General features: G+C 45.4%; 11 protein-coding genes. 6 read left to right on the top strand and 5 right to left on the bottom strand.

The annotated features are described in order from the left end of the window. Nucleotides 1-143: 143 nt before the first annotated feature. From BK026_RS15500 to BK026_RS15515, 4 genes are all read left to right on the top strand, one after another. The gene (locus BK026_RS15500; RefSeq protein ID WP_071816656.1) at nt 144-1,289 is read left to right on the top strand and encodes an efflux RND transporter periplasmic adaptor subunit; all 1,146 of its coding nucleotides are present in this window, start codon (nt 144-146) and stop codon (nt 1,287-1,289) included. A 22-nt stretch (nt 1,290-1,311) separates the two neighbouring features. Continuing rightward, nucleotides 1,312-4,410 carry an efflux RND transporter permease subunit gene (locus BK026_RS15505; protein WP_071816657.1) on the top strand — a complete coding sequence of 1,033 codons (3,099 nt, stop codon included), beginning with the start codon at nt 1,312-1,314 and terminating at the stop codon, nt 4,408-4,410. Nucleotides 4,411-4,640: 230 nt separating this feature from the next. After that, nucleotides 4,641-6,482, top strand: coding sequence for a bifunctional acetyl-CoA hydrolase/transferase family protein/GNAT family N-acetyltransferase (locus tag BK026_RS15510; RefSeq protein ID WP_071816658.1), 1,842 nt, complete (start codon nt 4,641-4,643; stop codon nt 6,480-6,482). After that, a complete protein-coding gene (locus tag BK026_RS15515; protein ID WP_071816659.1) occupies nt 6,479-7,444 on the top strand; it encodes a histone deacetylase family protein in 966 nt (321 codons plus the stop codon). Before BK026_RS15510 ends, BK026_RS15515 begins: the two co-directional genes overlap by 4 nt. Before the next feature lie 21 nt (nt 7,445-7,465). On the opposite strand, the gene BK026_RS15520 is transcribed toward BK026_RS15515, so the two are convergent. The 3 genes from BK026_RS15520 to BK026_RS15530 all read right to left on the bottom strand — a co-directional run bounded on the left by BK026_RS15520 (nt 7,466) and on the right by BK026_RS15530 (nt 10,324). After that, the gene (locus tag BK026_RS15520; protein WP_071816660.1) at nt 7,466-8,197 is read right to left on the bottom strand and encodes a MauE/DoxX family redox-associated membrane protein; all 732 of its coding nucleotides are present in this window, start codon (nt 8,195-8,197) and stop codon (nt 7,466-7,468) included. Between the two features lie 108 nt (nt 8,198-8,305). Beyond that, the gene (locus tag BK026_RS15525) at nt 8,306-8,815 is read right to left on the bottom strand and encodes a DUF6436 domain-containing protein (RefSeq protein ID WP_256253853.1); all 510 of its coding nucleotides are present in this window, start codon (nt 8,813-8,815) and stop codon (nt 8,306-8,308) included. Between the two features lie 27 nt (nt 8,816-8,842). Then, on the bottom strand, nt 8,843-10,324 hold the full coding sequence (locus tag BK026_RS15530) for a methyl-accepting chemotaxis protein (protein ID WP_071816662.1): 1,482 nt from the start codon (nt 10,322-10,324) through the stop codon (nt 8,843-8,845). A gap of 169 nt (nt 10,325-10,493) precedes the next feature. On the opposite strand from BK026_RS15530, the gene BK026_RS15535 reads away from it, so the two are divergent. Next, nucleotides 10,494-11,372 (top strand): RimK family alpha-L-glutamate ligase, encoded by an 879-nt coding sequence (locus BK026_RS15535; RefSeq protein WP_071816663.1) that lies wholly within the window; start codon nt 10,494-10,496, stop codon nt 11,370-11,372. 131 nt (nt 11,373-11,503) lie between these two features. Here the strand turns inward: BK026_RS15535 and BK026_RS15540 are convergent, their stop codons facing one another. Further along, a complete protein-coding gene (locus BK026_RS15540) occupies nt 11,504-12,892 on the bottom strand; it encodes a DUF3300 domain-containing protein (RefSeq protein ID WP_071816664.1) in 1,389 nt (462 codons plus the stop codon). Between the two features lie 157 nt (nt 12,893-13,049). Further along, entirely contained in the window at nt 13,050-13,664 is a 615-nt protein-coding gene (ribA, locus tag BK026_RS15545) for a GTP cyclohydrolase II (protein ID WP_071816665.1), read from the bottom strand. Between the two features lie 248 nt (nt 13,665-13,912). Between ribA and BK026_RS15555 the strand changes: the two genes are divergently transcribed. Beyond that, nucleotides 13,913-15,117 (top strand): IS3 family transposase gene (locus tag BK026_RS15555; protein ID WP_143142110.1). Its coding sequence is split into 2 segments (ribosomal slippage): nt 13,913-14,285 and nt 14,285-15,117, totalling 1,206 coding nucleotides; the frame shifts between segments, so codons are not numbered across the junction. Nucleotides 15,118-15,168 lie beyond the last annotated feature (51 nt).

Genomic DNA, 15,168 nt, shown 5'->3' on the forward strand with positions numbered 1-15,168 from the left:
AGTCATTTCCGGCAGTTTACCGCAAAAGCGGTGGTAAGTTGCTCGGCGCATCGAAAGCAATAAGCTTTAAATAAATTACAGTTTGGTTATACAGAGCAAAGGCCGTGCTCTGTAGATATACGTTATTGGGAAATAGAAAATTTATGAGTCGCATCTTTTATGTCGCTGCTGCATTACTTGTTGTTACAGGTGTTGTTGGCTGTTCAAAAGAGAATGAGCAAACGCAGTCGGGGGGGCAGCAAAGCATGCCGGCCCCGTCGGTATCTGTGATAACGCTAAAACAGCAACCTGTTGTTCACGAAATGATTTTACCAGGTCGTGTTAGTGCGTCTCGGCAGTCACAAGTGAGGCCTCAAGTTGATGGTGTGATTACAGAACGACTGTTCGAAGAGGGAGCGCAGGTAGAAAAAGGGCAGCAGCTTTACCAAATCGACGAAGACCGTTACCTGGCACAGTTGAACAGCGCAAAAGCTGATTTGAAAAGCGTGCATGCAAACTTGAAAACACTGGAGGCGAAAGCACGTAGATATGATGATCTCATTGCAAAAAATGCCGTCAGTAGGCAGGAATACGACGATGTAATTGCGCAAAAAGAGCAGGCTGAAGCAGCCATCAGCGTTGCAGAGGCGGCGGTCGATGTTGCCAAAGTCAATATGGAGTATACCAAGGTGTATGCGCCTATAAGCGGCCGTATTAGTCGCTCATACGTTACCGAAGGTACATTGGTGACCACTAACCAAGCGCAACAACTGGCAACAATTACGCAACTAGACCCTGTGTTTATTGATATGCAAGAGTCTGGGGCCTCGATTATTACGCTGCGTCAGTCTATGCGTAAACAAGGGTCTATGGATGTTGAATTGACGGTAGACGAGGTAACGGGTAAGCGTTATGAACAAGTGGGAAGCGTTAAATTTTCTGAGGTGACGGTAGATGAAACGACCGGCTCAGTAACATTAAGGGCTGAAATGCCAAATCCAGAGGGCGTGTTGCTACCAGGGTTATTTGTTAAAGGTCATGTCATTACAGGGCGCGAAAATGCTTTACTGGTTCCTCAGCGTGCTACAACTCGCCAGCCCGACGGTTCGCTGTCTGTGTATGTCGTAAATAATAACGGTGAAGTAGAGGGGCGCACCATCGAGGTGGGCAAGACTTATCGCGATCAGTACGTTGTGCTTAACGGCGTGACAGAGGGTGAAAAAGTGATTGTAACTGGGTATCAAAAAGTGAAACCCGGTGCCAAAGTAAATGCCTCTGAGTGGCAGCCTTCGTCACGTGGTTCTCGATAGCATACAAGGGGTATAACGTATTATGGCACGTTTTTTCATAGACAGGCCCGTGTTTGCATGGGTGCTGGCAATAATTACTATGATGGCTGGTGTACTTGCCATCACTTCACTACCGATTGAACAATACCCTAAAGTGGCGCCTCCGTCGGTGACCATTTCTGCCACTTACCCTGGTGCATCTGCGGAAACCGTAGAAAATTCGGTTACCCAAGTTATTGAACAAAGTTTAACGGGGATTGATAACTTACGGTATTTTTCTGCCAGTAGCTCAAATAGCAGCATGTCTATTACGCTGACGTTTGAACCCGGCGCAGATCCTGACATTGCTCAGGTTCAAACACAAAATAAAGTGCAGGGAGCGCTACCTTTGCTGCCAACGCAAGTACAGCAGCAAGGTGTCACTGTAACCAAAGCTAACAGTGCTTTTGCTCTGGCCGTGGGGTTTTATTCTGAAGACAATTCAATGTCGCAGTATGATTTAAGCGACCTGTTAGTATCGCAGTTTCAAGATCCTATTTCTCGGGTTAATGGTGTAGGTAACGTGCGCGTATTCGGCGCGCAGCGTTCTATGCGAATCTGGTTAGATCCAGATAAACTATATAGTTATAACCTTACACCAAACGACGTACAGGGCGCGGTGCAAGTTCAAAACACCGATGTTTCAGCAGGTCAGTTAGGTGGCCTTCCTGCTATTGAGAACCAACAAATTAATGCAACAATCCAAGCGCAAAGTCGTCTGCAAACGGTAGAGGATTTTGAAAACATTGTTCTTCGTGTAAACACCGATGGCTCCCAAGTGCGAGTGCGTGATGTGGCGAGGGTAGAGCTTGGTGCACAAAGCTATGATGTTATTGTTAGGTATGATCGTAATCCTGCATCGGGAATGGCGATAAGTCTTGCCTCGGGTGCCAATGCGCTCGACACCATTAAAGCAGTAAAAGCGCGGGTAGAGGAACTTCGAGCTAACTTGCCCGATACAGTTAAAGTTGTGTATCCGGTGGATAGTTCGCCTTTTATCGAATTGTCTATTGAATCGGTGGTACACACTCTGATTGAGGCAGTCGTGCTTGTATTTTTAGTTATGCTGCTGTTTTTGCAGAACTGGCGCGCCACACTCATTCCTACCATTGCCGTTCCGGTTGTACTGCTTGGCACCTTTTCTGTGCTTTTGGCGTTTGGCTTTAGCATTAATGTATTGACCATGTTCGCGATGGTGTTAGCAATAGGTTTATTAGTCGATGATGCCATTGTGGTTGTCGAAAACGTAGAGCGCATCATGGAGGAAGAAGGCTTATCACCTGCCGAGGCCACCAAAAAATCTATGTCGCAGATCACCGGCGCATTGGTGGGTATTGCTGCGGTATTGTCTACCGTCTTTATTCCAATGGCGTTTTTCAGCGGCTCAGCAGGTGCCATTTATCGACAGTTTTCCGTCACCATCGTATCTGCAATGGCGTTTTCAGTGCTCGTTGCCATTGTGTTGTCTCCTTCACTTTGCGCAACGCTGCTCAAAAAGCACCCAGAAGGTCACGATAAGAACAAGGGATTCTTTGGTTGGTTTAACCGTACCTTTAATAAGGGGCGCGACCGCTATCAGAAAACCACTACCCATATGGCGAAACGGGTAAAGCGCTATTTTGTAGTATACGGCCTACTGGTAGGCGGTATGGCCTTTATATTCAGCCAGCTACCTGGCGCGTTTTTACCTGATGAAGACCAGGGGCGCATGATGGTGCTAGTCAGTACGCCTCCTGGTGCAACGGCAGGCCGTACTTTAGAATCTATCAAGCAAGTAGAAGACTATATACTGAACGAAGAGCAAGAAGCCGTTAATGGTATGTTTGCCGTAGTGGGCTTTAGCTTTGCTGGGCAAGCGCAAAATGCGGGTATGGCATTTTTGAATTTTAACGATTGGAGTGTTCGCGATGAGAGCAATTCCGCCTTTGCGGTAATGGGGCGGGCTTTTGGCGCATTCAGTCAAATCCAAGACGCATCTGCGTTCCCAATTGTTCCACCTCCGATCATGGAGCTAGGTAATGCCACTGGTTTTGATATGCAGCTGGTGGATAGAGGCGGCAACGGCCACGAAGCGTTGATGAATGCGCGGAATCAATTGCTTGGCATGGCGGCACAGAATCCGAAGCTAGCGGGTGTTCGCCCTAATGGTCTTAGCGATGTTCCACAGTTTAAAATCAATATAGACAGCGAGAAGGCCTCTGCGCTTGGGCTCAACTTGAGCGAAATAAACAGTGCGCTGCAAATTGCGTGGGGCTCGAGCTACGTAAACGACTTTATCGACAAAGGGCGGATAAAGCGAGTTTACATGCAGGCCGATTTACCGCACCGCATGACGCCAGAAGATTTGGACAAATGGTTTGTGCGCAACAGCGACGGCGAAATGGTGGCATTTAATACTTTTTCGACTACCGAATGGGTATACGGTTCTCCAAAGCTAGAGCGCTTCAACGGTATTTCATCGGTCAATATTCAAGGTAGTGCGGCCGAGGGAGTGTCATCGGGCGAAGCAATGGCTGAAATGCAAAAACTGGTAGAGCAGTTGCCGCCAGGGTTTGCCATTGAATGGTCGGGACTATCTTTTGAAGAGCAAGAGGCGGGATCGCAGGCACCTATGCTTTACGCAATTTCGATACTTGTTGTCTTTTTGTGTTTGGCCGCCCTTTATGAAAGTTGGTCGGTGCCGTTTGCCGTTATGCTAGTAGTACCTTTGGGTATTCTGGGGTCGGTAACCGCGGCCTTCATTTTCAACCTTCCTAACGACGTCTATTTGCAAGTTGCATTTTTAACAACGGTTGGTTTAGCAGCAAAGAACGCCATTCTTATTGTTGAATTTGCAAAAGAGCAATATGAAAACGGCGAAGATCTAATGGTGGCTGTATCAAACGCGGCGTCACAACGTTTCCGTCCCATACTTATGACGTCAATGGCGTTCATTTTAGGCGTAACACCACTGGCGCTGGCAAGCGGCGCTGGTGCAGCAAGTCAAAACGCAATTGGTATTGCGGTAATGGGAGGCATGTTTGCGGCAACGTTCTTGGCTATTTTCTTTGTGCCGATGTTTTACGTTATGGTTGAAAAGCTCTTTCACAAGGAACGCAAGTAGCTACGCGCATTTGAAATACCAATTTATAGCGCGTTTCCAAAAGCGCAGCGATCATCTAGGGCTTTGTGGTTGGTAATATTAAGACCATTCGCCTATATGTTTTGCTGCGTTTTATAGGGAAAAATCTTTTATTTATGGCATGATTATCTTAAAGCGTGCTGTTCTTTTTTGTACTAATTTGGTTCTAGAACAGCTCGCTCTGGTTGCTACGCTTAAGGAGCAAAAAAGATATGACTTCCACGTTACCGCAAGCGCCAAACTGGCAATCGTTGATCAAGTCGGGATGTCGCGTATTTGTTGGCGGCAATGCCTCTGTTCCGTACGCATTAGTTCAGCACCTTATTGAACACAGCGAAGGTTTGAGTGATATCGAGTTAGTGCATATGCTAGCGCTTGGCGATACGCGATGGGTAAAAGAAGAATACAAAAACCTTTTTAAAGCGAATACGTTTTTTATTGGTGGCGAAACCATGCGTAAGGCAGTGGACGAGGGAAGAGCAGATTACACTCCGGTATTCTTATCGGAAATCTCTAGCTTGTTCAGCGACGGTACGCTATCGCTTGATGCCGCACTGGTGAACGTAAGCCCTCCCGACAAATTCGGCTATTGTTCACTAGGTGCCGCTGTTGATATTGCAATGTCAGCTATTCGGCAAGCTAAAAAGGTGATTGCACAGATTAACCCCAGCGTGCCAAGAACGGCAGGGCATTCGTATATTCATATTAGTGAAATAACCGCATGTATTGAGGCAAATGAACCGTTAGTTGAAGTATTGCCCCCGCCAATGGACTCGGTTGCCGAACGAATAGGGCAGTACGTTTCAATGCTGGTGGATGATGGCGCAACACTTCAATTTGGCATTGGGAAAATTCCTAGCGCTACGCTTAAATATTTGTGCAATCACAAAGATCTCGGCATTCATAGCGAAATGCTTACTGATAGCATAATTGCGCTTTTAGAATCGGGTGCTGTTACCAACAAAAAGAAAACTTTTCACCCCGGAAAAGTGGTCACGAGTTTTGCGATAGGTTCACGCAAACTCTATGACTTAATTGATAATAATCCTCACATTGAATTCTATCCAAGTAGCTACGTTAACAAGCCTACCAATATTGCGAAAAACGATAACATGGTGGCTATCAACAGTGCGTTAGAAGTAGATTTGACAGGGCAGGTGGTTGCCGACTCCTTGGGGTATGATTTTTATAGTGGGATCGGTGGGCAAGTTGACTTCGTAACCGGCGCCTCAATAAGCAAAGGCGGTAAAGCAATCATTGCACTACCGTCTACAGCCAAAGGTGAATCGGTATCGCGCATTACACCAAGGATCAGTGAGGGCGCAGGGGTTGTTACATCCAGAGGAAATGTACAGTATGTCGTTACCGAATATGGTATTGCATCGCTAAAAGGTAAGAGTATTCGAGAGCGCGCGTTAGAGTTGATTCGGGTGGCACACCCGAAGTTTAGGGCATCGCTACTTCAGGAAGTAAGGCAGCATTATTGGGTGCCTCATTATCAAGAGAAATACCCCACCGACATACCTGAGCTAGGCGCAATTCAGCTTAAAAAGCTTCTTATTCAAGGCGAAACTTTTTACATGCGCCCGCTCAACCCTGCCGATGAGCGAAGACTGCAAGAATTCTTCTATTCACACACAAAAGAAACACTCAGGCTTCGTTACAATTATGACCCCAAACAGATGTCGCGGGAAAAGTCGTGTAATTTAGTGTCAGTCGACCAAAGTACCGATGCTGCGCTTTGCATTGTAAGACAGGAAGGATCGAGGATTACCATACACGCTGTGGGGCGTTTTTATTATAACCCGTCTGATAATACCTGCGAGGCAGCGTTCGTGACGCGAGAAACTCAACAAGGTAAAGGCATGGCAAGTCGGCTCTTGAATGAACTTATTGAAGTTGCAAAAGGACGTAAGATAAGCAAGATGATGGCGTATGTGCGCGGCGACAATAAGCCTATGATTGCCATATTTGAACAGGCGCATTTCAAAAGAAAGTTCACTGGAGATCCAAGCGACGTTGAGCTTGTGCTTGATGTGGCATCACTACTATGACACTGAGAATTTACCGTGGAAAACATGGAACCAAACACGATATAGGCAGTGAGCACCCAGAATCGCCAGATAGGCTTTTTGCTATTGATGACCAGCTTTTAGCTTCTGGGCTGGATATGGTGTGTGAGCATGTAGATGCTAAGCCCATTGCACAAGCTTATCTCTCCTTGGCTCATGATCCCTATTATGTCAAAAGCGTTTTTGAAAGTGCCGCCCAAGTAGACTACAGCGATAATGAAAAAACGCTTTATGCCGAGCAAAAAAACGCTACGGTATGGCTAGACGAAGATACGGGGCTTATGCGTCATAGTTTAACTGCTGCGTTAGAGTCTGCTGGCGCCGGATGTGAAGCTGTCGATTGGGTATTAGAAGGCAGTGACCGCCAGGCATTTTGTGCAACTCGGCCGCCCGGGCATCACGCGACTTATGATAGTGCCATGGGCTTTTGTATTTTTAATAACATTGTTATAGCTGCACGTTACGCACTGCAAAATTATCATCTAAAACGCGTGGCAATTGTAGACTTCGATGTCCACCATGGTAATGGAACAGAGCAAATTGTAGCGGGTGATCAGCGCATCATGCTGTGTTCGAGCTTTCAACATCCATTCTATCCGCATTCTGGCTCTCCTGTTTTAGCGAGCAATATTTTATCGGTTCCGCTTGAAGCTGGCACCACAGGTGAGGTTTTCAGACATAAGGTGCAGTACTGGTTTGATGCACTGCGAAACTTCCAACCTGAGTTAATTTTGATATCAGCGGGTTTTGATGCCCATGCACAAGACCCCATGGCGCACTTGCGCTTAGTTGAAGACGATTATTTTTGGTTAAGCCAGCAGCTGAAACAGGTGGCCAATGTGTGCTGTAACGGAAGAATTGTTAGTATGCTAGAGGGGGGGTACGACTTAAGTGCGCTGGGGCGCAGTGCTGTTGCCCACTTAAAAGGGCTAGGCAGCACCTAGCGTAGTTGTTACTTTAGTCAATTATTTAAGCAGCATATAAACGCCAGCGGCCAGCATGCCTATGTTTTCAGATAGTGAAATAAAACCAAGCGGTAACGACGAGTTCCCGCCTACGCACGCACATTTCAGCTCTCTTTTTTCAATATAGACCGCTTTTATTACAGAAACTGCACCTATACCTCCAATCGTCATTGAAACGGGGGATACACAGTAAGCAGGCAGCGACGCTAGCATTCCCAAACCGGCAAACGCTTCTGCAAAAGGGTAAATATAAGCGTATCTTACTTGCTTCATTGCCAGTAAGTCGTACGTTATGAATTGATTTGAGAAAGCAACAATATCTTGAAGTTTTTGTAATGCAAGCAGCACCATTGTTACACCGACAAAGCTCATTACGACATTTTCAATACTAAACACTAAGGCGCCGCGAAACATAAGTGCAGTCACCATTAGCATTGAAAGCGCGAAAGTAACGATAATGGGCGTGTAGCGCGAGCCAAACTCGCTCTCTTGTTTCATACCAAAAAAATCGCGAAGCGCGTCGTACCCGCCAACTCGCTTTTCCGCTATAAACGTTTGTGGTGTGGTCTCAACATTGTACTTCTGTTTGAATGCATCGGTGTCTGAACGGTTGGTTAGATGCCTGTCGTCAACTTTAAAGCCCTTTCTTTCAAGCAAATCTTTCGACTTCAATCCGAATGGGCATATATGTTCCGAAGTAACCATTCGATAAAGGGTGGCTTGCTTTTGCATAAAACACTCCTGTAATTATTTCAGACAAAATCAGCGCTCTTGGTAAATGTTAACCAACCTGACTTTGCAAGGGCTCGATAGGAGTGGTGTTACATTTTTCATGCCACCTTAGGTACAAAAACACCCAGTAGCATCGGCGTTTACGACGGCACCGTTATATGGACTTTGCTGCGTGTAACTTACGATTGTGTCAACCAAGTTTTTACCTGTAAAGCACCCATATCCTGTTGCATAAGGCCCGATATAACGAAGTTGAAAAGCATCATCTAACACAATGAGGGCAGGCGTTGAAGGTATAAAGTTTTTAAGAGAAGGCTGCGTTTCTATGGTGGTAGAAATAAGTTTGTATGACGGGTTAAGGCGGCTAAGTAACTGCCGTTGATGAGGTTCAGTTAAACGTTCACAGTAACAATCTTGCGTACTGCCAATGTGCACAATGCTGCCAGCCTGAATATCCATTTTTCTTAATTGCTCGACAACATCATGATCAAAGCTTGCCGCTGTAGAGTGATGTAATAAAACCGCGTTAGGGTCGAATTCTGAAAGCTGCTTTTGTCCGTAAACAAGAAGCGCAGCGAGTATACTCGCTGCCCATAATGCCAAAAAAGCCCATGCCATATGACCGCGCATACTAACGCTGTCGAGTTAAAGCTTGAATTGATCTATTGCGCCACGCATTTTTTTCGAAATCTGGGTAAGCACTTGAACTTCGGACGCTAACGATTCAGCTGTTGCGAGTTCTTGAGAGGTAAACTCGCTGATCCTCGCAGTGCTTTGTGCAATAGATGACGATGCTGTTTCTTGCTCAACGGCAGACGTCGCGATTTCAGTCATACTCTCACTTGCTTCACGAATTTGCTGCATAATTTCAGACATCGCAGACGTTGCATTTTCACTTGATAAAACGGCTTCATCAACAAGTTTAATGCACGTCTGCATTTGGTCAACAGAGCTTGCTGTTTGCGCCACAAGTTGTTCAGTTATGCTCGTAATTTGGTCAGCACTTTCTTTTGAGCGTATCGCCAACGTTCGCACCTCGTCAGCAACAACCGCAAAACCTCTTCCGTGTTCCCCCGCTCTAGCTGACTCAATAGCGGCGTTAAGTGCTAACAAATTTGTTTGTTCGGCTACAGCCGTAATAGAGCGCATTGCCTCAGAAATATGAGAACACTGTTCGTTTAACGCTGAGTTTGTCTTTGCGGCGTCGTTAAGCGTAGTGCGCAGCGAGTCAATGGTTTTGCTTGTGTTAGAAATAGAGTCTCGTGTGCTCTGCGATGAGCCTTCGGCTGCTGAGGCCTTATCGCTGGCCAGCGTGGTCTGTTCTGTCGAAATCTGCATTGTTTGCGCAATTTCTTCAGATGAAGCAGATACCATGGCAATCTCTTGATCAGTATTACGGCTTATCTCGAACATATTATTGGCAGCTAATTCCATTTTTCCGCATCCGCGCACAACGTCTTCCGTTAAGCTAGAAGCAAGTTCAACTAATGCTTTTACTTGGTCTATTAAATCAGCGAAAGGTCTTACCGTTTTGTGTCTTCTGTCTATTTCTATGCTCAGGTCAAGCTTACCATCGCTTTGCTGCATATTTTCTATCGTCATTCGCAAAACTGCTGCGCCAGCACCTTCAGCATGGGCTTGTTTTGCAATGTACATAAGTACGCCACCTTCCGACAATGCGAACGCAGCGTGCATGAGCAAGATAGGGAAGGTAACGTGTCCTTCTTCGAAGATAAACAGCGGTGCGCCACCAGATTGGAGCAAGAAAAAACTGATATGGTGGACAGCTACTACTGCTGTTCCGGTGGCCACCACTTTCCAGTCGCGAAATACGGATAAAAATGCCAGCAAAACAAATATTTCAAAATGTACTTCGATCAAGCCAAATGATTGATGGATATGGAGTGCTGTGAGAAGCTGTACGCCTATAGCCATAGCATGACGGCTTATAGCAGAGTACGGGTTTTGAACGCTTAGCACCAACGGTACTGCCGCAATGGGAAGACCGAGGACAATTGCTGGTAATATATTGCCCGTGTACAGACCGATTGCAACAGCAATGACTAACTGAACCGCAATAACAACGCGAAAAATCTTATGACCATCTAAAAGCCAAGGATACTGCATTCCAATCTCCAACGGGGGTTTGGGTAAAGTGTAGGTTAAAAAATAGCGCTATGCTACCTTGACCATATAGTACGTTTCATGTCGCGTTCAGACCATTTAACTTTGGTATAAAACGTCATTAAGAAAACTTATTTTTGTTTATATTACAGTATGATAGTGAGGGGCTAATATGCCATCAGTCGCGTTTTTATCTACAGATAATTTGGAAGGTTTTTTTGTCTATGACGAGTTGCTAATTCCTTTTTTTAACGATAAAGGTTGGGAAGTTTCTACTGTGTCATGGCGCAATGCGAACGTAGATTGGGGAAAGTTCGACTATGTTATTGTGAGAAGTACTTGGGATTATCAACAAAACGCGGCAGCTTTTCTGCAATGCTTAGCACGCATAGAGCGCTCTACAGCAACATTGCTGAACGACTTATCACTGATAAAGTGGAATATTGAGAAGTATTATTTAAAAGACCTTGCCGCTGCAGGTGTACCAGTAATAGATACCGTCTGGAGTGAAGCGTACGATAACAGTGTTATAGTTAAGGCGTTTAAACAGTTAGGTAGTGATAAGCTGGTGATAAAGCCGGTGCTTAGTGCTAACGCAGATGATACTTTTACGCTGGATGCAGATAACTGGCAAGAAGCTGAAACTAAACTTAAGAAAATCTTCAATCAGCGACCGCACATGCTCCAACCATTTATGCAAAGTATTGTTGATGAGGGTGAGTTTTCGCTATTTTATTTCGCCGGAGCGTTTAGCCACGCTATTAAGAAGGTTCCCCAAAAAGGCGATTTTCGCGTGCAAGAAGAGCATGGTGGCAGTCTACATATTGTTGATGTGCCGACTGCGCTAAAACTCGTGGCGGAAAAAGCAATGCAAGTCATGCCGTGTGAAGCACTTTACGCTCGAGTAGATCTTGTTCGCATGCAAAAACACTGGGCTGTAATGGAGTTAGAACTGATTGAACCTTCCCTATATTTTAACCTCGACAACGATTCTCCATTACGCTTTGTTCAAGCGGTGATGAACTATCACGACCAGCGCTCTTTTTGCTAGCGTGACTGGTATGACAGGCCATTTGTTCCGCTTCATTCGTTTAGATGACTAAGTCACATTCGGCACGTTTTTAATAGAAAGGGGCGCCGTCATTGCCAACGTGCGCCCACATTGCCTAGCGCTACTAAGCCCTACTTTGAAAACGAACGCTCTTTGACGACCCGCTCAACGCGCTTCCGTTCTACCTTAGAACGTTCAGCTCGCTGGCGCTCGGGCGCTTTAACTCGCTGGCGCTCGATAGTAGATTTATCGGCGCGTTGCTGCGAGTAACGCTTAACCTGTTTTTCAGGGCGGGTTGACCGTATCTGCGGTTTATCCATACGGTCATGTCGCGCTGCCTGTTGAGGTTTTGTCTTTTCCACTTTCGCTTGTACACGCTTTCTGTCGTCTGTTGTGCGCGCAACACTTCGATTCTGCGAAGAAATACTCAATTGTGCGCGTTTGTTCTGTTTGAGGGTTTTAAGCGCTTGCTCCCGATCAGGCCGTTGAATGTTAGCTTTTTCTCGCGCTTTTTCTTTTCGGTTGACGTCGTTATACCGGCTTGCCACCTGTGTTGACGTGTGTTTTGACGGTGTATTTCCACGAGAGGTTTTTAATGTTGTAGTCCGATATTTCTCGTTGTTTCTTATAACCGCTGTGCGCGCATAGCGCGATGGAGCGCTACTGACAACTTTTTGTGAGTAACGCGCCCTTCTATGGTCAATGCGATGTTCCCAGCGACGATACTCTTTACTTACAACTCTTTTTCTTGGGCTACCATAATAATAATTGCGTACACGCTCCCGGTGAATGACAACATGTCGGTTTGTCCAGTGCACTCCGCCAAAATAAAATGACGCAGATAGGCGAATTCGCGGTGCCCAATATACATTGTGATGATGATGATAACTTATTCTGTGCCGCCAAAAGATAGGCGTAATAGTGTGCCACCAATGGCCATATACAATGTAGGGGTCGTAGTAAGGTATATACAAAACTTCTCGTTGGCGAGGCTCTATGTAAATAATGTTGCGGTCTTGCTGAAATGATCTTTCCACTTCTACATAGTCATTGGTAACTAGGTTACCCGTATTGTGCGCATGTTGTCGTAACACTTGCACACGCTCGAGCACGCGCTCTTGGCTTATCAGAACATTATCACCAAGCCGCTGTAGCCAATCTAAATCTTCGGCCATGGTTTGAATAAGATCGGTGAAAGGAGTAAGTGCTTTAACGCTAGGATCCCACGTCACCGTCTCTAGCACATTTTCCACTTGCTCTGGCGTTAGATGTTGATTGCTCTGACGCCACCTATCAGCAGCTACAACGTCTAGAGGGTATGTGGCAGCGATAAGAATATGCGTCAATAAGGTATCTGGGTATAGTGCAATGGGCGCGAGCATACTGTCTAGTTCGGCATCAGAGTAATATTGCTCTTGAACAGAAATGCCAACATTGTCTATGGCGTTCGATTGAGAAAACGCCGGTAATGAGACGGCCGATGAAAGCGCGACTATGGCAGTTAAGGCTATGTTTTTCATACATTCTCCTTACATTGCTTTGCCTTTTTAACAAGATAATTAGGCGCAATGTGGTAAGTCTGTATTTGTTATAACCGGTTGTTCATTAACTGAAGCTGAATAAAAACGCCCGCTGAAAAGCGGGCGATTTGAAAGCGATATTTTATTTTTATTGTCTTTACTTGAAAACGTGAGGGTCAAACGCATGACCAAGCTTTTCTGTTTTCGTTTTTAAATAGTGTTTGTTGTCTTTTGTGATACCGTGGTCAATAGGTTTTCTTGCAACAACGTCAATACCCAATGCCTTTAAAGCCGCCAGCTTTTTGGGGTTATTTGTCATCAACTCTACGTGCTTAACATTTAACGTATCTAGCATTAACTTACAAATATCATAGCTGCGTAGATCGGCGTCAAAACCGAGATGTTCATTAGCTTCTACGGTGTCCATGCCGCTATCTTGAAGGTTGTAGGCTCGTATCTTGTTTAGCAAGCCTATGCCTCTTCCTTCTTGACGAAGGTATAACAACACACCGTGACCATTATCGACAATATTTTGCATGGCCTTTTCTAGCTGGAAGCCACAGTCGCAGCGGGTACTAAAAAGCGAGTCTCCAGTGAGACATTCAGAGTGAATACGAATAGGTACAACATCGTTGTCTTGCCAGCTTCCATAGGAAAGCGCTACGTGCTCTTGACCACTGGCTTCTACAAAACCATGAATTTTGAAATCACCAAGACGCGTTGGCAATTTCGCTGTGCTGATATATTCGTATTTTGGCTGTTTGCTGCTCATGTTACTTCTACGCTTTGTACAGTATGCAGTAAGTGGGGATGACTTTACGTTTTGCAAGCCACTCAATGCTTATTTACCTAATGGCTATCCTAGTATCCTTTATCGCGAATGGACCAGAAAAATGAGGTTCTCTCATTATTATACGCGGTATAGGCGCGTTTAGGGTGATAGAAATATCACTCTTTTTTATTTACCTTGACCCATCCTAAATAGCGTTGACACTTTTCAAACTTATTTTGGAGAGTGTAATGAAATCAAATAGCAGAAGAACTCAACGTGATTATTCCCTCGCTTTTAAATTGGCTGTTGTAGACCAAGTTGAAAAAGGCGAGTTCACCTACAGGCAGGCTCAAGATCACTACGGAATACAAGGTTGCTCAACTGTTTTAGTTTGGCTTCGTAAGCACGGTCGTTTAGATTGGACGGATGGAACACCGAAGTTTCTAACGCGAGGCCACGTCGTGGATAAACCCAAAGCAGAACTCACCCCCGAACAGCGAATTAAAGCGCTAGAGAAAGAGCTTGCTGATACAAAAATGAAAGCTGATTTCTTTGAAGCCGTTGTAAATGTCCTTGAAAGTGACTATGGAGTAAGCGTTGTAAAAAAGCGCAAAAGAAAGTCATCCAAGAAAAAGTGATAGGCGGAGTGTCCGTTGCCAAAGCCTGTCGTTACCTGAAGATTTCTCGTCAGGCTTACTACCAATACTGCGCTCGCTCACTCAAGCGCGAAGCGCTTGAAGGTCAAGTCATTCAGTTCGTCCGTCAGGAGCGAATGATGCAACCTCGCATCGGCACTCGGAAACTACAGTATCTGCTTGCGCTCGAAAAAATGGATATCGGGAGAGACCATCTCTTTAATTTACTGAGAGAAAAGCGGCTATTGGTGCCGACAAAGCGCGCGTATCACAAAACAACCAACAGCCATCATCGGTTCCGTCGTCACCCTAATCTCATTAAAGCGGGTTTCAAAGCAGAGAAGCCCAATCAGCTTTGGGTAGCGGATATCACGTACTTACCGACGCGAAGTGGAGAGAGTTATGTAAGTCTCATTACAGATGCTTATTCGCGGAAGATTGTGGGCTATCAGGTTGACGATAACATGCGAACGCAGTCAGTAAAGCAAGCATTTACTCGAGCGCTTAAACAAAAAAGTACAAAAGAAAAGCTCGTGCATCACTCAGACAGAGGTATACAGTATTGTTCAGAAGAGTATCAAAAACTCCATAGAAAACATGATGTACAGTGCTCGATGACAGATGGCTACGACTGCTATCAAAACGCCCTTGCAGAGCGAATAAACGGTATTCTTAAAAATGAATACTTACTCCATAAGCCACGAGATTTAGAAGAAGCGAGAAAGATGGTTGCAGAGTCAATAGCAATCTATAATGGTAGGCGGCCACATCAGGCCCTTAAATACAAAACGCCCGATGAAATACATCGGGCGTTTTAACCGAAATAAGTGTCAACCTATTTCAGGACTAGTCACCTAACGAAAAAAAAT

Source organism: Alteromonas sp. V450 (assembly GCF_001885075.1).
In the GTDB taxonomy this organism is placed as follows: Bacteria; Pseudomonadota; Gammaproteobacteria; order Enterobacterales; family Alteromonadaceae; genus Alteromonas.